Source organism: Streptomyces sp. NPDC008317 (assembly GCF_042955955.1).
Classification (GTDB): Bacteria; Actinomycetota; Actinomycetes; order Streptomycetales; family Streptomycetaceae; genus Actinacidiphila.
This window is the reverse complement of record NZ_JBIBFQ010000008.1, coordinates 15,884-33,460: the sequence shown is the minus strand read 5'-3', so window position 1 is coordinate 33,460 and position 17,577 is coordinate 15,884. Positions and strand designations below refer to the sequence as shown.

The 17,577-nt window shown below is 72.5% G+C and carries 15 protein-coding genes; 9 read left to right on the top strand and 6 right to left on the bottom strand.

The window, feature by feature from the left end:
* The first annotated feature begins 304 nt into the window (after positions 1 to 304).
* The 8 genes from ACFY9V_RS24945 to ACFY9V_RS24910 are packed head-to-tail and all read left to right on the top strand — an operon-like array spanning position 305 to position 9,776.
* Positions 305 to 1,402, top strand: a complete 1,098-nt coding sequence (locus ACFY9V_RS24945) for an ABC transporter permease (protein WP_355342656.1) — start codon at positions 305 to 307, stop codon at positions 1,400 to 1,402.
* On the top strand, positions 1,399 to 2,334 hold the full coding sequence (locus tag ACFY9V_RS24940) for an ABC transporter permease subunit (protein ID WP_391162970.1): 936 nt from the start codon (positions 1,399 to 1,401) through the stop codon (positions 2,332 to 2,334). The genes ACFY9V_RS24945 and ACFY9V_RS24940 overlap by 4 nt, the downstream gene beginning before the upstream one ends.
* Positions 2,331 to 3,227 carry an ATP-binding cassette domain-containing protein gene (locus ACFY9V_RS24935; protein WP_391162969.1) on the top strand — a complete coding sequence of 299 codons (897 nt, stop codon included), beginning with the start codon at positions 2,331 to 2,333 and terminating at the stop codon, positions 3,225 to 3,227. The genes ACFY9V_RS24940 and ACFY9V_RS24935 overlap by 4 nt, the downstream gene beginning before the upstream one ends.
* Positions 3,224 to 4,396, top strand: coding sequence for an oligopeptide/dipeptide ABC transporter ATP-binding protein (locus tag ACFY9V_RS24930; RefSeq protein ID WP_391162968.1), 1,173 nt, complete (start codon positions 3,224 to 3,226; stop codon positions 4,394 to 4,396). Before ACFY9V_RS24935 ends, ACFY9V_RS24930 begins: the two co-directional genes overlap by 4 nt.
* Positions 4,386 to 6,038: an ABC transporter substrate-binding protein gene (locus tag ACFY9V_RS24925; RefSeq protein WP_391162967.1), complete on the top strand. Its 1,653-nt coding sequence runs from the start codon at positions 4,386 to 4,388 to the stop codon at positions 6,036 to 6,038. Before ACFY9V_RS24930 ends, ACFY9V_RS24925 begins: the two co-directional genes overlap by 11 nt.
* Complete coding sequence (locus tag ACFY9V_RS24920) at positions 6,035 to 7,474, top strand: amidase family protein (protein ID WP_391162965.1); 1,440 nt, start codon at positions 6,035 to 6,037, stop codon at positions 7,472 to 7,474. Before ACFY9V_RS24925 ends, ACFY9V_RS24920 begins: the two co-directional genes overlap by 4 nt.
* Positions 7,471 to 8,715 (top strand): ring-opening amidohydrolase, encoded by a 1,245-nt coding sequence (locus ACFY9V_RS24915; RefSeq protein WP_391162964.1) that lies wholly within the window; start codon positions 7,471 to 7,473, stop codon positions 8,713 to 8,715. Before ACFY9V_RS24920 ends, ACFY9V_RS24915 begins: the two co-directional genes overlap by 4 nt.
* On the top strand, positions 8,712 to 9,776 hold the full coding sequence (locus ACFY9V_RS24910; protein WP_391162963.1) for a hypothetical protein: 1,065 nt from the start codon (positions 8,712 to 8,714) through the stop codon (positions 9,774 to 9,776). The genes ACFY9V_RS24915 and ACFY9V_RS24910 overlap by 4 nt, the downstream gene beginning before the upstream one ends.
* A gap of 254 nt (positions 9,777 to 10,030) precedes the next feature.
* On the opposite strand, the gene ACFY9V_RS24905 is transcribed toward ACFY9V_RS24910, so the two are convergent.
* The 6 genes from ACFY9V_RS24905 to ACFY9V_RS24880 all read right to left on the bottom strand — a co-directional run bounded on the left by ACFY9V_RS24905 (position 10,031) and on the right by ACFY9V_RS24880 (position 16,708).
* Positions 10,031 to 11,992 (bottom strand): hypothetical protein, encoded by a 1,962-nt coding sequence (locus ACFY9V_RS24905; RefSeq protein ID WP_391162962.1) that lies wholly within the window; start codon positions 11,990 to 11,992, stop codon positions 10,031 to 10,033.
* A 325-nt stretch (positions 11,993 to 12,317) separates the two neighbouring features.
* Positions 12,318 to 13,697 carry a SpoIIE family protein phosphatase gene (locus ACFY9V_RS24900; protein WP_355342683.1) on the bottom strand — a complete coding sequence of 460 codons (1,380 nt, stop codon included), beginning with the start codon at positions 13,695 to 13,697 and terminating at the stop codon, positions 12,318 to 12,320.
* Positions 13,698 to 13,705: 8 nt separating this feature from the next.
* Entirely contained in the window at positions 13,706 to 15,046 is a 1,341-nt protein-coding gene (locus ACFY9V_RS24895) for a SpoIIE family protein phosphatase (protein ID WP_391162961.1), read from the bottom strand.
* Positions 15,043 to 15,456, bottom strand: coding sequence for an anti-sigma regulatory factor (locus tag ACFY9V_RS24890; protein WP_355342689.1), 414 nt, complete (start codon positions 15,454 to 15,456; stop codon positions 15,043 to 15,045). The genes ACFY9V_RS24895 and ACFY9V_RS24890 overlap by 4 nt, the downstream gene beginning before the upstream one ends.
* Positions 15,453 to 15,857, bottom strand: a complete 405-nt coding sequence (locus tag ACFY9V_RS24885; protein ID WP_355342692.1) for an STAS domain-containing protein — start codon at positions 15,855 to 15,857, stop codon at positions 15,453 to 15,455. The genes ACFY9V_RS24890 and ACFY9V_RS24885 overlap by 4 nt, the downstream gene beginning before the upstream one ends.
* Positions 15,854 to 16,708 (bottom strand): STAS domain-containing protein, encoded by an 855-nt coding sequence (locus ACFY9V_RS24880; RefSeq protein WP_355342695.1) that lies wholly within the window; start codon positions 16,706 to 16,708, stop codon positions 15,854 to 15,856. Before ACFY9V_RS24880 ends, ACFY9V_RS24885 begins: the two co-directional genes overlap by 4 nt.
* A gap of 354 nt (positions 16,709 to 17,062) precedes the next feature.
* Here ACFY9V_RS24880 and ACFY9V_RS24875 point away from each other — a divergent pair, with 354 nt between their 5' ends.
* Positions 17,063 to 17,503 carry a hypothetical protein gene (locus ACFY9V_RS24875; RefSeq protein ID WP_391162960.1) on the top strand — a complete coding sequence of 147 codons (441 nt, stop codon included), beginning with the start codon at positions 17,063 to 17,065 and terminating at the stop codon, positions 17,501 to 17,503.
* Positions 17,504 to 17,577: the final 74 nt, after the last annotated feature.

Sequence of the window (17,577 nt, the reverse complement as noted above, 5' to 3'; positions counted from 1 at the left end):
GCAGGTCGCGTCCGTCCCGCTGGTCGCCGCTGGATCCCTTGGATTTCCCCGCCGTTACCGCTGAGGTGTCGGCGAGAGTCATTCCGTAACACGGAATCAACATATCGGCTCCGCACCACTGGAGTATCGGAGCCTCACCGGCCCCCTGTCAATGACACTTCCTCAGACTGCGCAGCGGGAATGCCGATTCGCAAGGTCATCGGGCACGAAACCCTTGACAGCCGGACCGGGGCCTTCCAATACTGTCGAATCCGCAGTGCGGAATATTCGTTTCCGTCTCACGGAAATAAGGGAAGGGGGGTTGATGACCGTCTCCGACATCGAGGTGGCCGTACCTCCGGCCGCCGCCAGGCCGCCGAACCGGTCCCCGTCCCGTGGCCTGCTGCCACGAGGCGCCCTGCTGCTGGTCGCCCGCAAACTGGGCGGCGCGGTGCTGGTCGTCTGGGGCGTGGTCACCTTCACGTTCGTCGTGGCCCGCGTCGTGGCGCCGGACCCGACGGGCCTGCTGGTACCGCCCGGGGCGAGCGAGGAGGTCCGGGCCCAGGTGCGGTCCTCCCTCGGCCTGGACCACAGCATCCCTCGCCAGTACCTCATCTACCTGCGCGATCTGCTGCACGGCGACCTCGGTACGTCCTTCGGCACCGGCCGCGCCGTCAGCGCCGACCTGACCAGCAGGCTCCCCGCCACGCTGGAGTTGGCCGTACCCGCCCTGATCATCGGCGTCCTGCTCGGCACCGCGCTCGGCGTGATCAGCGCGGTCCGCCGGGGCAAGGCCGCCGACCACGCGATCCGGGTGGTCACCGTGGCGGCGCTCGCCATGCCGCAGTTCTGGCTCGGCCTGGTGCTGTTGTCGCTGTTCTTCGTCCGGTTCGGCATCCTGCCGGGACCCATCGGCCGACTGCCCGCGGGCCTGGCGCCGCCGCCCGGCGTCACCGGCAGCTACGTCATCGACGGGCTGCTGGCAGGGCAGTGGGACACCGTCCGGCAGGCCCTGCTCCAACTGGTGCTGCCCTGCGTCGTCCTGGTCTGCGGCATCTTCGCCCCCATCACCAGGGTGGCCAGGTCCGGCATGGTCGAGGCGCTGCGCAGCGAGTACGTCAGGACCGCGCACGCCTACGGTTTCAGCCGGTCCCGTATCTACCGCAGCTACGCGCTCCGCAACGCGCTGCTCCCGGTGATCACCATGATCGCCGGCGGCGTCGCCTTCGCCTTCACCGGCGCGGTGCTGGTCGAGGGGGTCTTCGGCTGGCCGGGCATCGGCCAGTACGCGCTGACCGCCGTCCAGCAGTCCGACTTCCCCGCGCTCCAGGGCTTCGTGCTCTACGCGGCCGTCGTATACGTCGCCCTGTACGCACTGGTCGATCTCGCCTACTCGCTGGCCGACCCGAGGATCCGCTCATGACCGCCCCGGCCCCCGTGCCCTCCGCCGACCTGACCGCCGCCCCCTCAGCGGGCCCGCCCGCGGGGCCCGGCGGCCCGGTCCAGGACCGGCGCCCGTCCGGCCGTCGGCTGACCCGCCTGCTGCCCGGCGCCGGCGGCGCCGACTCGCTGACCGTACGCCTGGGCCTCGGCCTGATGGCCGTGCTGCTGGTGGCCGCCGCGGTCGGCCGGATCTGGACGCCGTACGACCCCGAGCAGCCCGGCGTGGGGCTGCCGTACCAGTCCCCGGGCGGGAAGCACTGGTTCGGCACCGACCAGGCGGGTTCCGATGTCTTCTCCAAGACGCTCGCCGCCACCTGGACCGACCTGTGGCTGACCCTGGTGGCGGTCGCCATCGCCTTCGTGATCGGCAGCCTGCTCGGCGCGGTCGCCGGGTACTGGGGCGGCTGGGCGGACGCGGTGATCATGCGGGTCACCGAGATCCTCCAGTCCTTCCCCGCGCTGCTGCTGGCGTTGCTGCTGGTCACCACGCTCGGCTCGGGCCTGGCCAATGTGATCGTCGTGGTCGCCTTCGTCGGACTGCCCGGCTATCTGCGGCTGTTGCGCGCGGAGGTCAAGGGCCGCAAGTCGTGGGAGTTCGCCGAGGCCGCCGTACTGGCGGGCAACAGCGGACGGCGTGTCCTGGCCCGGCACCTGGTGCCCAACGGCCTGACCCCGCTGGTGTCCTACGCGGCGGTCAACGCCGCCTGGGTGGCGATCGTGGTCTCCAGTCTCGGCTTCGTCGGCGTCGGGATCGAACCCGGCAGCCCGGAGTGGGGCTCGATGATCGCGGGCGGCAAGGACTCCCCGGACGCGTACTGGATCTCGCTGTTCCCCGGCGTCTGCATTCTGCTGCTCGCCGCCGCCTTCTACCTGCTCGGCGACGGCCTGCTGGAACGGGAGGACGACCGATGAGCGCCACCTCCGGCGCGGCCGTACAGCCGCCCGCGCCCCTGGCCGACGGAGCCGGGAACGCGTCCGGCGCCGACCCCGGCGTCCCGCTGCTCACCGTGGCCGGCCTGTCCGGCGCCTTCCGCTCCGGGCACGGCGACCGGGCGCGCGCCGTCCAGGTGCTGCGCGATGTGAGCTTCGAGCTGCCGCGCGGGCAGATCACCGCGATCGTCGGCGAGACCGGCAGCGGGAAGTCGCTGACCGCGCTCACCGTGATGGGACTGTGCCCGCCCCGGCTGGCCGTCGAGGGCTCCATCCGCTTCGACGGGAAGGAACTGCTGGGCCTGGACGAGGCCGGTTACCGCGAACTGCGCGGCGGCCAGATCGCGATGGTCTTCCAGGACGCCCGCTCCTCGCTCAACCCGGTGCTCACCGTCGGCCGCCAGCTCACCGACGTGGCCCGGCTCCACCACGGCCTCGGCAAACGCGCGGGCCGCGCACTGGTGGCCGAGACGCTGGCACGCGTCCGGATCCCCGATCCCGTGCGGCGGATGGCGCAGTACCCGCACCAGTTCTCCGGCGGCATGGCGCAGCGGGCGATGATCGCGATGGCACTGCTGTGCCGCCCCCGGATGATGCTGCTGGACGAGCCGACCACCGGGCTGGACGTCACCACCCAGGCCGATGTGATGGAACTTGTCGTGGAGCTGGCCCGGCAGGACGGGCTCACCGTGTGCCTGGTCACCCACGACCTGGGCGTCGTCGGCGAGACCTGCGACCGGGTGGTGGTGATGCGGGGCGGCACGGTGATCGAACAGGCCGCCGCCGAGGACTTCTTCCGGGCTCCGCAGGCCGACTACTCCCAACTCCTGCTGGCCGCCAACCGCGTTGACGACGACTCCGGGAGGCCGTCATGACCTCGTCCGCCGTACCCGCTTCTTCCGCCTCCGCCAATGCCGCCGCCCATGCCTCGGGCAGCGCCTCGGGCAATGACACCGCCAGCGCCTCAGCCACCGCCTCAGTCAAAGCCTCCGCCGCCGACTCGGCCGCCGTCGGCGCGTCCGCCCCGGCCGGGTCCGAACCGGTCCTCCAAGTGGACGGCCTCCGGACGGAGTTCACCGTCCGCAGCCGGGGCCTGCGGCACACCCTGCGCGCCGTGGACGGCGTGGACCTGGTGCTGCGGCCGGGCGAGACGCTGGCCGTCGTCGGGGAGAGCGGCTCGGGCAAGTCCACGCTGGCCCGGTCGATCCTGCGGTTGGTCGAACCGGCCGCGGGCCGGGTGACCGTCGCCGGGCGCCCGCTGTCGTCCTTCCGCGACCGGCGCGAGGTGTACCGGGACGTGCAGATGGTCTTCCAGGACCCCCGCTCCTCCCTCGACCCCCGGCAGAAGATCCGCTCGATCCTGGACGAGCCGCTGCGGCTGCACCTGCGGATGCCCGCGCCGCGGCGCGAGGCCCGAATCCGTGAGCTGCTGGCCTCAGTTGAGCTGTCCGAGGACCTCCTGGACCGGCTACCGGCCGCGCTCTCCGGCGGTCAGCGGCAGCGGATCGGCATCGCCCGCGCGCTGGCCGTCCAGCCCAGGGCCGTCATCCTCGACGAGCCCACCGCCTCGCTCGACGCCTCCACCCGGGGCGTCGTGCTGGACCTGCTGGCCCGCCTCCAGCGCGAGACCGGCATCGCCTACCTGCTGATCTCGCACGACCTCCAGGCCGTACGCCGGATCGCGCACCGCGTGCAGGTGATGTACGTGGGCCGGGTCGTGGAGTCCGGCACCACCGAGGAGGTGCTGCGCCGTCCCGCTCACCCCTACACCCGCGCGCTGCTGGACGCCGCCCCGGTCGCCGCGTACGGCGGCCACACCCGCGCCATCCGGCTCAGCGGCGAGAACCCCGGCCCCTTCGACCTGTCCGCCGGCTGCGCGCTGGCCCCCCGCTGCCCGCTGGCGGAGGAGTCCTGCACGGCCGGTAGGCCCCCGCAACTGTCCTTCGGCGGCACGCACGACGCCGCCTGCCCCATCACCCACCGACAGGTCAGCGCCGACCTCTCGGCCGCGCGAAGAGAGAGGCAAGACTCAGATGACCAGTAGATCTCCGCAGCGCGCCCGGCTGTTGGCCGGTACGGCCGCGGTCGCGGTCGCCGCCGTCCTGACGGCCTGTTCGTCCTCGGCAGGCACCACCGGACAGAGCGCCGCCAAACCGCCCGCGGCGCTGGTCGCCGCCTGGCCGAGCGACATTTCCACCATGGACCCGGGCAACGTCAACACCGACCAGGACAAAGAGCTGGCGATGAACGTCTACCAGAACCTGGTGGGCTACAAGACCACGGCTCAGGGCGGCCACTCCGCCTCCAGCGGCCTCGCCGCCGCACCCGCCCTCGCCTCCTCCTGGACCATCGCCGGGGACACCGTCACCTTCACTCTCCGCGACGGCCTGAAGTTCTACCCCAGCGGCAACCCGGTCACCGCCAAGGACGCCGTCTGGTCGCTCCAGCGGGCGCTGAAGCTCAACGGCGCCGTCGAGTTGAACAACAGCGGTGTCTTCGACGCCGCGCAGATCACCGCCCCCGACGCCACCCACGTCGCCATTCGCTACCAGGACAGCGCGGGCAAACCGATCAAGGCCAGCGAGGTCAACATCGCCACGCTGCGCACCTGTTGGTACGGCGTCATCGACTCCGCCGCCGCCCTCAAGAACGCCGGCCCGTCCGACCCGATCGCCGCCGAGTGGCTGAAGAGCCACGTGGCGGGCAGCGGCCCGTACTACGTCAAGAGCCGGCAGACCGGCCAGTCGCTGAACCTCGCGGCGGTGCCCGGCGCGGCCCTGAACGCGCCGAAGTTCTCCGCCGTGACACTGCGCGTCGTCAACGACGGCAATGTGGCGGGCCTGTTGCGCGGCGGCAGCGTCAACATCGCCCAGTACGGCCTGAGCCCCCGGGACGCGACCTCGCTGAAGTCGGCCGGCTTCAACGTCCAGCACGCCAACACCTCCAGCTACCTCTACCTCCAACTCGCCTCCGACGCGGGCCCGTTCAAGGACCCGCTGGTGCGGCGCGCCGTCGCCGAGGCACTCCCGTACGACGCGCTGGTGAAGAATGTCTACTACGGCCAGGCCGAGCGTGCCGACTCCTACGTCTCCGCCGGCGCCCCCGGCTACAGCGCCGCGTGGAAGGACTACGGCGACGCCGCGAAGGCCAAGAGCCTGATGGCGCAGGCCGGGAACCCGTCGGTCTCCACCAAGCTCCGCTACCCCAGCGAGAACACCGACTTCGCGACCGCCGCCCAGCTCATCAAGAGCGCGCTCAAGCCGATCGGCGTCGACGTCACCCTGCAGCCGCAGACCTCGGCCGCGCTGATCACCTCGATCATCGGCCGCGCCACCGCCAAGACCGGCGGCAGCGCCGACGACGGCATGGTGCTCACCACGCTGTCGACGTACGTGGAGGACGCCAAGACCCCGGTGAAGCTGTGGACCGTGACCGGCGGGGTCGTGAACTTCTCCCGCACCAGCATCCCGGAGATCGACCGGCTCCAGGGCGAGTTCGCCATGGCGGCGCCGAGCCCTGCGCGTGACCAGGCGTACGAGAAGATCCAGCAACTCGCCGCGCAGGACGCCGCGTTCCTGCCGCTGGTGGTCACCGGCCGCACCCTGGTCAGCGCCTCAGGGGTGTCCGGCCTGACCTTCACCCCGGAGCCCGTCACCCTCTACTGGACGCTGGAGCCCAAGAAGTGACGGCCGGGCAGGCCGGGCCGTCGACCGGGGAGTCCGGCTCCGAGCCGTTGTGGCGCCGCTCGGCGCGGCAACTCGCCGCCTCCTACGCCGAAGGCTCGGCCACGCCCGCCGAAGTGCTGGAAGCGGTGGTCGAGCACGCCGAGCAGGTCGACCGGCGTCTGAACGTCTTCGCCCACCGCGCCTTCGACGCCGCCCGGCGGTCCGCCGCCGCCAGCGGTGAACGGTGGCGCGCGGGAACCCCGTTGAGCGCGTACGACGGCGTGCCGCTCACGGTCAAGGACAACATCCCGGTGGCCGCGATGCCCTGCGGCTGGGGCAGCCGGCTCTACGCCGACCGCACGCCGGAGCGCGACGAACTGTGCGTCGGACGGCTGCGGGCCGGCGGCTGGGTGATCCTTGGCAAGAGCAATGTCTCGGAGTTCACCCTCGGTCTCGGCAATGTCAGCACCCTGCTGCACGGCACCACCCGCAACCCGTGGAATCCCGCGCTCACCACCGGCGCGTCCACCGGCGGCGGCGCGGCGGCGGTGGCCGCGGGCGTCGGGCCGGTGGCGCTGGGCACCGACGGCGGCGGCTCGATCCGCTGGCCGGCCGGGTACTGCGGGCTGGTCGCGCTCAAGCCGACGCTGGGCCGGGTCGCCCGGCTCGACGGCCTGCCGACCGTGCTGCACGACCTGGAGGTGATCGCACCTGCCGCCCGTACGGTGGCGGACCTGACCGCGCTGCTCGGGGCGGTGGCCGGGCCCGACGCGCGGGACCGCCGTTCGCTCGGTGTGCCGGACGGCCCCGCCTTCGGCGGCCGGTCGCTGCGGATCAGGATGGTGGGGCGGTTCGGCGACTATCCGGTCGAACCGGAGATCACCGCGTCGCTGACGGCCGCGGCCGACCGGCTCAGCGCGCTCGGCCACCGGGTGGAGACCGGCGAAGTGCCCTTCGACTTCGGCCGGTTCGACACCCACTGGCGGACCATCGGCACCACCGGTCTGGCCTGGCTGATGCGCCGTCACCCGGACTGGCGCGCGGCGGTCGGCGACATCTACCCGCCGATGGTCGAGCACGGCCGCTCGTTGAGCGCCGCGGACTACGTGGACGCGCTCGACGCCTTCCGTGACCTGTTCGCGCAGCTCGCCGACTTCTTCACCGGCACCGACCTGCTGCTCACCCCGGTCGCCGGGGCGATGCCCTGGGCCGCCGACCAGCTCGCCCCGCCCTACCAGCGGGTGTTCACCGGCATCGCCAACGCCACCGGTGTGCCCGCTCTCAGCCTGCCGGGACCGCCGTCCCCGGCCGGCCTGCCGATCGGTTTCCAGCTCGTCGGCCCGTACGGCGCGGACCGGGCGCTGCTGGACCTCGCATCCGACTACGAGGCCGCGTACGGCTGGGCCGACCGCTGGCCGGCTGTCGCCGCCCCCCTTCCGAAAGGCGCCCGAGCATGACAGTCAGGATCGACTCCTTCGACACCGCGGGGCCCGGTGACACCGACGGGCTGGTGGCTGTGCTCAGCGCCCACGACCCGGCACGGATACGGCGGCTCGCTCTGCTGGTGAAGACCGAGGGCAGCGCCGAGACCAACGACTTCTCACGCGAACTCGCGTCCTGGCGGGCCCGGGAGGCCGTGCTCGCGCACGGCGGCGGGGACCTGCTGGAACGCTCGGTGTTCCTGCACTCCACGGGCTCCGAGGGGGCGATGACGCCGTTCGGCTATCTCGTCGTCGAGCTGGACGACGCGGACGGCGCGGACGGCTCGGACGGCTCGGACGGCTCGGACGGCTCGGGTGCCGCAGAGGCCGTTGCCGTGACGGACGACGCGGAGTCCACCGGCGGGGAGGCGGCCCCGGCTCCTCGCGGGGCGCCCGGCGCAGCGGGCACGCTCTGCGTGGGCATAGGGCGCAGCCGCCGGATCCGCGGTTCCGAGATCGGCTCGGCCGAACACGTCGCGCTGGCCGAGCAGGCCGTCGCGGAGGCCGTCGCGGACGCGGGTCTCGACCCCGCCGACGTCGCGCTGGCCGTTGTCAAGACGCCGCTGACCGCACACGACGAGCCCATGCGGGTCACCTCCGCCGAGGCCAAGGCGGTCGGCGCGCTCGGCGCGGCGCTCGCGCTCGGCGAGGTGGAGCGGGCCGACGTCGTCCCGGCCGCCTTCGGCCGTGACCTGACCCTGCACTCGCGCCGCACCATGGTCTTCTCCAGCTCGGAGGCCGCGTGTGTCGAGGTCCTGGTGTTCGGCAACCGCCCCGGCGCGGGCGGCGACCTCCGGATCGTCTCCGGCCTGCTCGCCGACGTCCTGGACGCGCCCGGCATCCGCCGCGTCCTGGCCGCGGCGGGCGCGGAGTTGACCGCCGACGGGACGGTACGGGAGCCGGGACAGGTCGCGGCCCTGCTGATCAAGGCGGGCAACCGGCGGGACGGCACTCTGCGTGGCGCCCGGACCACCGTGCTGACCAGCCAGTTGGACCCGGACAAGCACGTCCGGGCGATCATGAGCGGGGTGGCGGGAGCGGTGCTCGGCACCGGGCGGATGTTCATCTCCGCCAACTCCGTCCACCAGGCACCGGACGGGGGCGGCCTGTGCGTCGCGATCGTCGGGCCGCCCGTCTCCGGCGCGCCGGCCACCGACGTGCCGCCGCGCGGCGTACCGGCTTCCGTCGCGGCCTCCCCGGCGGGTGGCGCCGTATGAGCCTGCCGACCCTGCCCATGGTCGGTGACGCCGACGTACGGTCGGTGATCACCGTCGCCGACGCGCTGGAGGTGGTCGAGGCCACCTACGCCGACTTCGGCGCCGACCGGCTCTCCCTGTCCGCCCCCACCATCACCCGGCTCGGCGTGAGCGGCGGCACGCGGGGCTTCGGCCTCAAGGGCGCGCTGCTCGACCGGTACGGGGTCGCCGGGGTACGGGTCACCCCGACCCACACCGCCGGGCGCAACAGTTGGTGCCTGGTGCTGGAGACCGAGTCCGGCCGCCCGTTGGTCGCCGTCGAGGAGACCTGGCTGCACCGGCTGCGGACGGCGGCCTCCGCCGCCGTCGCGGCGCGGCTGCTGGCCCGGCCCGACAGCAAGGTGCTGACGCTGGTCGGTGCCGGACAGATCGCCGCCTTCGTCCCGGCCGCGTTCGCCGAGGCGTTCGCGCTGGAGGAGATCCGGGTGGTGGCGCGCACGGCCGGCTCCGCCGCCGACTTCGTCGCCCGGCAGCCCGTCGCACCGGGCGCCACCCTCACCCCGTACGACGGCCTGGACGCCGCCGCACCGGGCTCGGACATCGTCGTCGCCCTCACCTCGGCCCGCCAACCCGTCGTCCACCCGCGGCACTTCGGGCCCGGCGTCACGCTGCTCGGCCTCGGCGGCGGCGCGGAGATCGCGGCCGAGATCGTGACAGGGCCGACGCCGTACGGCACCCGGACCCCCGCCCCCGATGCCGCCGAGGCAGCCGGGTGCGGAGGCGTCGCGGGAGCCGTGCTCGCACCGGAGGCCACCGGGCACGGGACCGGGACGGCCGACCGCTTCTTCGTCGACGATCTCGGCTACGCCCGGGAGATCGGCTCGATCGCCTCCTGGCTCGCGGCGGGCCTGCCCCCGCGGACCCTTGACGCCCGGCTCACCGGCTCCCTCCCCGCCGTCGCCGCCGGCTCCCTCCCCGGCCGCACGCACCCCGACGAGCGGGTCCTCGGCATCGTCCAGGGCGTCGCCGCCTGCGACGTGGCCCTGGCCTGCCTGACAATGCGCCGCCTCGGCATCGGCTGAACCGCCCCCGCCGATCCCGTCAGCGGGCGGTGCACCTCAAGGAACACCGTCCCCGCGGGTCAGCGAGGCAGGCGACCGGGCGCGGAGACCGACCCTTCGGCCCCGGTCGCCGCCGTGGCGTCGCCCGGCCTCCGGCGCTGACGCGCGCGGCGTTCGCCCACCTGAACATGCCGACTCGGGGTTGGCCCACCGCCTCTGAGTCGACCGGGCTCCGGACCGGCGGACGCGGGCCGGTGGTACCGGCCCGCGTCGGGTCAGCGCACGGTGACGGGCTTTGTGGTGGCCGCGCCGTTGGTCCAGCCGTTGCGGTGGGCCGTGATCGTGACCGTGATCTTCCGGCCGCGGTCGGCCTTCACCGGGGCGTAGGCGGACTTGGTCGCACCCTTGATGGTCTTGCCGTTGCGCTTCCACTGGTACGTGTAGGAAGTGGCGGACGGCGACCAGGTGCCGCGGGCAGCCGTCAGCTTGTGACCGACCTTGACGGAGCCGGAGATCGACGGCGCGGTGGTGGTCTTCAGCGCGGGGCCGACCTCGACCTTCCGCGCGGGCGAGGTGGAAGCGACGGAGCCCGCGCCGTTGCTGACCGTGACCCGGCAGGACACCTTGTGGGCGTAGTCGGCAGAGGTGAGGACGCGGGTCTTGGCGGTGGCACCGGAGATGACCGCGCCGTCGCGCAGCCAGGCCAAGGCGGCCTTGGCGTTGGTGCCGTTCCAGGCGGCGGAGCAGGTGAGGGTGGAGCCGGTTCGGGCCGTTCCGCTCACCGCGGCGTTGGTGGTGATCTGTGGCTTGACCATCAACAGGGTCTGCGCCTCGGACCACACCTGGGAGGTGTAGCCGCCGCTGCCGACGTACTCGGCCTTGCGCCACAGCACCGTGGCCCGGCCGTCCGGTCCGGCAGCCACCTCGCCTGCGAGGGCGTCGGTGTTGGGGACGTCGACGACAGGTGTGCTGTTCAAAGCGGTGGCCTGGCTCCAGGTGCCGTCGGCGCGCACCGCCCACTCGAGGTAGTGGTCGTTGCCGTTGTCGATGCTCGGCACCTGCGGCCACACGACCTGCACGGTTCCGTCAGCGCCGATGGAGGCGTCCACCCGCCAGTTCACGTAGCCGGTGGACAGCGTCTTCGGCGCCGACCAGGTCCCGGTGCTCGCGGTACGGGTCACGGTCTGCACAATGGGGACACCGGCGGTGGGGCTCCAGCCCGTCCACACGTAGGTGACGTCACCGTTGGGCGCGGCCAACGGTTCGCTTCCGTCGCTGTAGTTGATGGCGGAAACGGCGGTCTGAGCTGCGCTCCAACTACCCGAAGGAGCGGTGCGGGTGGCGGATTTGAGGTCGTTGGCGCCGTTGCGCCACAGCACGGTGGAGGCGTTCTTGGCGTCCATCGCCACCTGTACGTCGCTTGACGTGGCGTCGGTGCCGGGCAGCACGGAGGCACCGCTCCAACTGGACCGGGCCGAGGTGCGGGTGGCGGTGGAGACCGTGTGCTCGCCGGTGAAACGGTTGAGTTCATCCCAGACCGCGGTGGCGGCGCCGCCGGGGGCCACCGCGAGGTCGATGCTCCAGAGGGATCCGGTCGTGGTGGAAGCCAGCGTCCGGGGTGCGGACCACGCCTGGTCGCCGGGGGCGAGGGCGGCGGTTCTCACATCGTAGTTACGGTACCCGTCGCCCTGGTCCCATACGGCGGTGAAGGTGCCGTCGGCCGCCGCGGCCAGGCGGGGCGTGGACATGTCCAGGCCGTCCCAGGCGGCGAGGGTGGCCGGGGCGGACCAGGCCGCCGTGGCCGGGTTCCAGCCCGCGGCCAGGGCGACCAGCGAACCGTCCGCGCCACTGCCGTCCAGCCAGGACACCACGGCCCGTCCGTCGGCGCTCACGGCAAGGACGGCCGCGGAATTCTCGGCACGCCCGGTCGCCAGGGTGTGCGGCGCACTCCATGTCGTGGTTCCGGCAGGCCGTACGGCGGTCCGGAAGTCCCAACCGGTGGCCCCGGCGGCCTTGTCCCGCCACAGCGCGAACGCGGCGCCGTCACCGGCCACCTGGACATCGATGAGAGACTGCTGGCCGTCCGCTCCGGTCAGGGCGACGGCCGCGCTCCACGGTCCCGCCGACGCGGTGTACCCGGCGGCGGCCGAGGGAAGGGCGGTGCCCAACGAGACCGCGGCCACGGTGACGGCGAGCGCCACGGCGGCAGTCTTCGGTGTGCGTATCTTCAGTGCCATTACGGCTCCTGTCTCAGGCGAGCGCTCTTGCGCCCGGCATGCTCGCGCACATCGGAGCGAGGCGGCACAGCACCGGTGGAAGGCACATGGCGCGGATGCCCTCATGCGGACCACGACGCCGCCGCTCCCGCGCCGTGGTCATGATGACAGGACGGAGCAACGGACCACGATGCCGGGTGCTGGCAACCCTGTACGGCCCCCCCACGTCATCGCCGAAGTCGGCGGCAGGGGCCGTCGACACCGTCGATCGCCGGAGGTTCGGCGGGTCTCACCCGGCGGCACGGCCCGGCCCGGCCCCGGGCAGGACCACGGCCGACGGCGACACTCACCCCTCCGCTGGGGGCGGGGTGAGGCGGGTGGTGAAGACGATGATGTCGTCGTCGGGCTCGGCGCCGAAGGTGTCGAGGAGCTCCGAGCACAGGGCGTCGGGTTCTTGGGGGCCGGCCGCGGCGGTGGCGGCGAGGAGTTCGAGGCGTTTGTCCAGGATGCTGTCGCGGGTCTCGATGAGCCCGTCGGTGATCATGAGGAGTCGGCTGCCGGGTTCGACGGGGTGCGCGGTGGCGGGGGGATGGGGCAGGCCCAGGCCCAGCAGCGGGCCGTGTTCGGTCAGGTAGCGATAGGTGCCGTCGGGGTGGAGGAGCAGCGGCGGGAGATGGCCCGCGTTGGCGATACGCAGGCAGGCGTTGCCGGGCTCGACCAGCGCGATGCAGACGGTGGCGGTCCATCCGGGCCGATGAAGACCCAGGAGCCGATCGAGCTGCTCCAGCAGTACGTGCGGGGGGTGGTCCTGGGCGGCGTAGGCGCGCAGTGCGTGGCGGAGTTCGCCCATGACCATGGCGGCTTGCAGGGAATGGCCGACCACGTCACCGACTGCCAGGAGGAGCCCTCGGGAGGTGTCGACGGCTTCGTAGAAGTCACCGCCGATCTCGGCCGTGGTGGCGGAGGGCAGGTAGCGCACGGCGAGTTCGGCGCCGGGGACCTGTGGGAGGGTGGCGGGCAGGAACGTACTCTGCAGAGCCAGGGCGAGCTCGTGTTCCTGGCTGTAGCGCTCGACGACGTCTTTGTGCTCGACGGAGAGTTCCGCGTACATGGCCATGACGCCGGCGTTGGTCTCGGTCAGTTCGTCGTTGAGCCGTTCGAGTTCGTCGCGCTGGGCGTGCGCTTCCTGGAGTGAGGCGATCAGGTCGCGGGTCTGGGCCTGGAGGTCGTCGATCGCGCTGGCCGGGCTCGCGGACGCGAGGAGCGAGCGGACCTGCTCAATCCGCAGGTCGCGGGCGGCGAGTTCGGGGATCGGGCAGGCGATCTCGACGCGGCCGGGGCCCGACGGGGGCCGCGCGGGAGCGGCGGGGGCGGTCTCGTAACGCGTCTGGGGCAGCAGCCGGGTGACGGCCGTCAGCGACTCGCGGCTGGGGGCGCGGTCGTCGCCCCACTGCAACACGGTGAGGAGAACGGGCGGTTCCTGCCGCATGCTGAAGACCGCGGTCATCGGCGCCGGGCGGAGCAGGTCCCGGCCCGGTTCGCTCACCGCGGGGCGGAGCAGGTCCCGGCCCAGTTCGCTCACCGCGGTGGCCAGACGTACCTGGTCGCGGCTGTCCAGGCCGACCGCCTCGGTGATGGTCTTGGCGTGGCGGCGCAGCGCGAACACGTCCCGCTCGGTCCTGATGGGGGTGACCAGCAGCGGGGTCGGGCTGAGGCGGTCGGACACGGGCGGGCTCACTGGGCCGCTTTGGCGATCACTGCGCTGGCGTCGTCACGGCGGGTCGCGGCCAGGCGCAGCAGCCCCGTGGCGATCACCGCGGGCGGATGGTGCAGCATCCCGGCCAGATCGGCGCCTTTCCAGCGTTCGCTGAGCCCGTCGGAGTGCATCACCAGCGCCCCCTGTGCGGGCATCCGGTATTCATGGGTGCGCAGTTGGTGCGTCTGGTGGCCGACGATGCCGGGGTGGGACAGCAACGTGGTGCGGGTGGTCCGGGTGAGCAGGACCGCGGTGATGTTTCCGACGCCGCAGAACAGCACCCGCCCGTCGGGCTCGAGACGGGCGACGGCCACGGCGGCGCCGCGGGTGCCGCGTAGCGCGCGGTGCACTTCTTCCATCACCTGCTCGGGCGTATGACCGGATCCGGTGCGGAACGCCTGGACGGCCGCCTGTGCGGCCAGTGCGGCCAGCGGGCCGTGGCCCAGTCCGTCGCAGGACATGACGAGCAGGCCCTCGCCGGGCCCTGGCACGGCGCCCCGCACGGGCGCAGGACGTCCGCCCCCGTGTGCCGACGCGGGACGGCCGCCCCCGTGCAGGGGCGCAGGACGGCCGCCTCCGTGTGCCGACGCCGGACGGCCGCTTCGGTGTGCCGACGCCGGACGGCCGCCCGAACTCGGCCACGGACCGGCCCGGAGGCCGGCGTCCGCGGCGCTGACCGCGGTGGGACGGGGGCTGGTCAGGTCCGACCAACTGGGCGGTGCGCCGGCGGCCTGGTCAGGGGCTGTCGGCGCTTGGCCGCGCGGCGCCGTTGTCCGCGCGTCCATACGCGCGGCCCACGCGTCGCCGCAGGACTGTTCGCCGCTGATCGGGCGGGTGATGCCTCCGACGGCGGGTTCCCCGGCCGTGGCGGGCGCCGCGGAGCGCGGCCAGAAGCGGGCCAACTGGACAGTGCCGACGCCCGGTTGGGAGTGGATGTCGAAGGTGTCGGCGAGACGCTGTACGGCGCCCAGGCCGATGCCCAGCGTGCCCGCGGTCGACATCCCGTCCCGCAGGGCGGCGGAGACGTCGGCCATGCCGGGACCGCTGTCGACAGCGATCACCTCCACACCTGCCACCACGTTCCCCGCGGACTCGGCGTGGCTGCGCAGCACCCGCAGCAGCAGGGAGCCGTCGACGGCGTGCTTGGTGATGTTGGCCGCCAGTTCCGAGACGGCCAGGACCAACTCGGCGGTGCGCTGATCGCCCAGGCCGATCCGGCGGCCGAGCGCCGCCGCCGCGCCACGGGCGGCGTCGAGCCGGTCGCGGAACCAGGCCACGTCCTCGCAGTCGGCCAGCCCGGGGGAACCGGGGGTCGTCATCGGACCCACTTGGTGATGGTGACGGTGGTGCCTTCGCCGGGTGTCGTCTCCAGTACGAAGTCGTCGACCAGCCGCTTGGAACCGGGCAGTCCCAGGCCCATTCCGCTGTCCGAGGTCCAGCCGTCGGTCATCGCCAGGTCGATGTCGGCGATGCCCGGTCCGTCGTCGGTGAAGACGAGCCGCACGCCGCGCCGTCCGTGCTGCTCCACCAGCAGTGCGGTCATGGTGCCCCCGCCGCCGTGGATGAGGGTGTTGCGGGCCAGTTCACTGGCCGCGGTGATCAGCTTGGTCTGCTCCACCAGGGAGAACCGGCATTCCTGTGCCAGCGCGCGCACCAACTGGCGGGCCTGTACGACCTGGGTGGTGGCGGTGATCTCCAGTACCTCCGGGGTACGGGAGGCGCCGTTCATGCGTCAGCCGCGGCGTCCGGCACGGTGCTTTCGAAGCCGTGCCCGACGCGGTCGTGTTCGAGCATGCGCAGGCCCTTGTCCAAGGTGAGCGCGGTCCGTACGTTGCCGAGCGAGAGGCCGAGTTCGACCAGGGTGATCGCGACGGCGGGGCGCATGCCCACCACGACGGTCTGGGCGTCCAGCAGCCGGGCGAGGTTGGCGATGGTGGCCAGCATGCGGCCGACGAACGAGTCGACGATCTCCACGGCGGTGATGTCGATGATCGCCCCGTGCGCGCCGGTGTCCACCACCGCGGCGGCGAGGTCGTCCTGGAGTCGCATCACGGCCTGGTCGTCGAGGTCGGTCTGGATCGAGACCAGAAGTACCTGCCCGATCCGCAGGACGGGTACCTGCTCGCTCATCGGCCACCGGCCTGCGGCGCCGTACGGGAGACCGTGACTCCGGAACGGCGCAGCGCGTGCCGCAGGGCGTCAGCCAGCGTGGCCTTGGTGACGATGTCACCGAAGTCGATGCCCAGCGCCACGATGGTCTGGGCGATCTGCGGGCGGATGCCGGAGATCGTGCACTCGGCGCCCATGAGCCGGGCCGCCACGACGGTCTTCAGCAGATGCTGGGCGACCTCGGTGTCCACGGCGGGCACACCGGTGATGTCGATGATCGCCTGCTCCGACCCGGTGTCGATCAGTGCCTGGAGCATCTTCTCCATGACCACCATGGTGCGCGCCGAGTCCAGGGTTCCGACCAGGGGGACGCCGACCACGCCGTCCCACAGCTTCACGACCGGGGTGGACAGCTCCAGCAACTGCTCCGCCTGCGCCGCGATCAGCCCTTCGCGGGTACGGGTGTAGACCTCGATGGTGAACAGCCCGAGCGTGTCCAGCAGCGCGGCGAACTGCAGGTACGCCTGCGGGTCGCTGTCCTCGCCCTCCAGCGCCGGCGCCAGGACCTCCCTGAGCGCGAACACGCTCACGGCGGTCTCGGTGGGAGCGAAGCCCTGCATGGCCCGGTTCCGCGACAGTTCGGTCAGCAGCGCACGTACCTCGCCGAACGCCTCGTCGTGCCCGTCCACGCTCCCGCTGCCGAGCGCGGCCAGCAGCGCGGCGTAGATCTCCCGGAGCTCCCGCTCGACCTCGGAACGGCTCACTCGTCCGCCGAGCGAACCGGTCACCTTGTCGGCCCACTCGGCGGCCAGATCCTCACCCCGGACGGACAGCAGACCGATCAAGCGCTTAGCGATGTCTTTGCCAGCCACAGGGAATCCTCTCTCAACGGGATCAAGCGATCCTCGCGGAACTCTAAGCCATACGGGTGAGAGGCAGCCGGGTGATCCCCCGAGGCGCCGCCGCTCCGCTCCCCCACGAAGCGACGCCCCTTCCGCCCCCCGTACCACCGACGATCACGAGAGACGCCAAGCCCACCAACCGGGTCAAACCATTCTGGTCGACGGCGCCGAAGTCGAAACGCCCCGCCCCCCGAGCACGAGGCGGCGTCGCCGCCCCCCTTCGCCCGGCTCCGACGGACCGGACACCACCGCCGTACGCGCCTGGGCCAAATCCACCCCAGCCCGCACACCACCTACGACCTGACCACCGACGACACAGCACACGTGCTGAAGGCGACCGACGCGGGCAGCAACGTCCGGTCCATGACGAACGAGTTCATCGCCAACAACAGCGAGTCGCTGACGAAGACGACCTCGCCGACCGGCGCCGCGCAGTCCACGCTCTACGGCAACACCGCCCCCGCCAGCAAGTACCTGCTCCAGTGGTCTAAGGACGACCTCTCGGGGAAAACGACGACCTACGCATACGACCCGGGCAACCGGCTGACGTCAGTGGCGACTTCGGGGGGGTGGGACCACGTACAGCTACGGCTACGACATACGCGGCAACCGCACCACCGCCACCGGGACAACGGCCGCCCCAACGGCAACGGCCAGCCCGTCATCGAACAGGTCAACTCCACGCCTGCACCGCCTACATCGACCACGACCCCACCACCGTCCTGGCCGGTTCGGTCACTGCTGGCCCGTGGACAGGAGCTGTAGTGGAGGAACAGCCGCTTCCCTCGGACTCAATCCCGAGGGCTACCTTGAGGCCGGCGTCGCCGCGGCCTACTCGC

Bases quoted from the DNA above. Each gene is read 5' to 3' on its own strand.
- ACFY9V_RS24945 (WP_355342656.1), top strand. From the start codon at position 305: ATGACCGTCTCCGACATCGAGGTGGCCGTACCTCCGGCCGCCGCCAGG.
- ACFY9V_RS24940 (WP_391162970.1), top strand. From the start codon at position 1,399: ATGACCGCCCCGGCCCCCGTGCCCTCCGCCGACCTGACCGCCGCCCCC.
- ACFY9V_RS24935 (WP_391162969.1), top strand. From the start codon at position 2,331: ATGAGCGCCACCTCCGGCGCGGCCGTACAGCCGCCCGCGCCCCTGGCC.
- ACFY9V_RS24930 (WP_391162968.1), top strand. From the start codon at position 3,224: ATGACCTCGTCCGCCGTACCCGCTTCTTCCGCCTCCGCCAATGCCGCC.
- ACFY9V_RS24925 (WP_391162967.1), top strand. From the start codon at position 4,386: ATGACCAGTAGATCTCCGCAGCGCGCCCGGCTGTTGGCCGGTACGGCC.
- ACFY9V_RS24915 (WP_391162964.1), top strand. From the start codon at position 7,471: ATGACAGTCAGGATCGACTCCTTCGACACCGCGGGGCCCGGTGACACC.
- ACFY9V_RS24910 (WP_391162963.1), top strand. From the start codon at position 8,712: ATGAGCCTGCCGACCCTGCCCATGGTCGGTGACGCCGACGTACGGTCG.
- ACFY9V_RS24905 (WP_391162962.1), bottom strand. From the start codon at position 11,992: ATGGCACTGAAGATACGCACACCGAAGACTGCCGCCGTGGCGCTCGCC.
- ACFY9V_RS24895 (WP_391162961.1), bottom strand. From the start codon at position 15,046: ATGACGACCCCCGGTTCCCCCGGGCTGGCCGACTGCGAGGACGTGGCC.
- ACFY9V_RS24890 (WP_355342689.1), bottom strand. From the start codon at position 15,456: ATGAACGGCGCCTCCCGTACCCCGGAGGTACTGGAGATCACCGCCACC.
- ACFY9V_RS24885 (WP_355342692.1), bottom strand. From the start codon at position 15,857: ATGAGCGAGCAGGTACCCGTCCTGCGGATCGGGCAGGTACTTCTGGTC.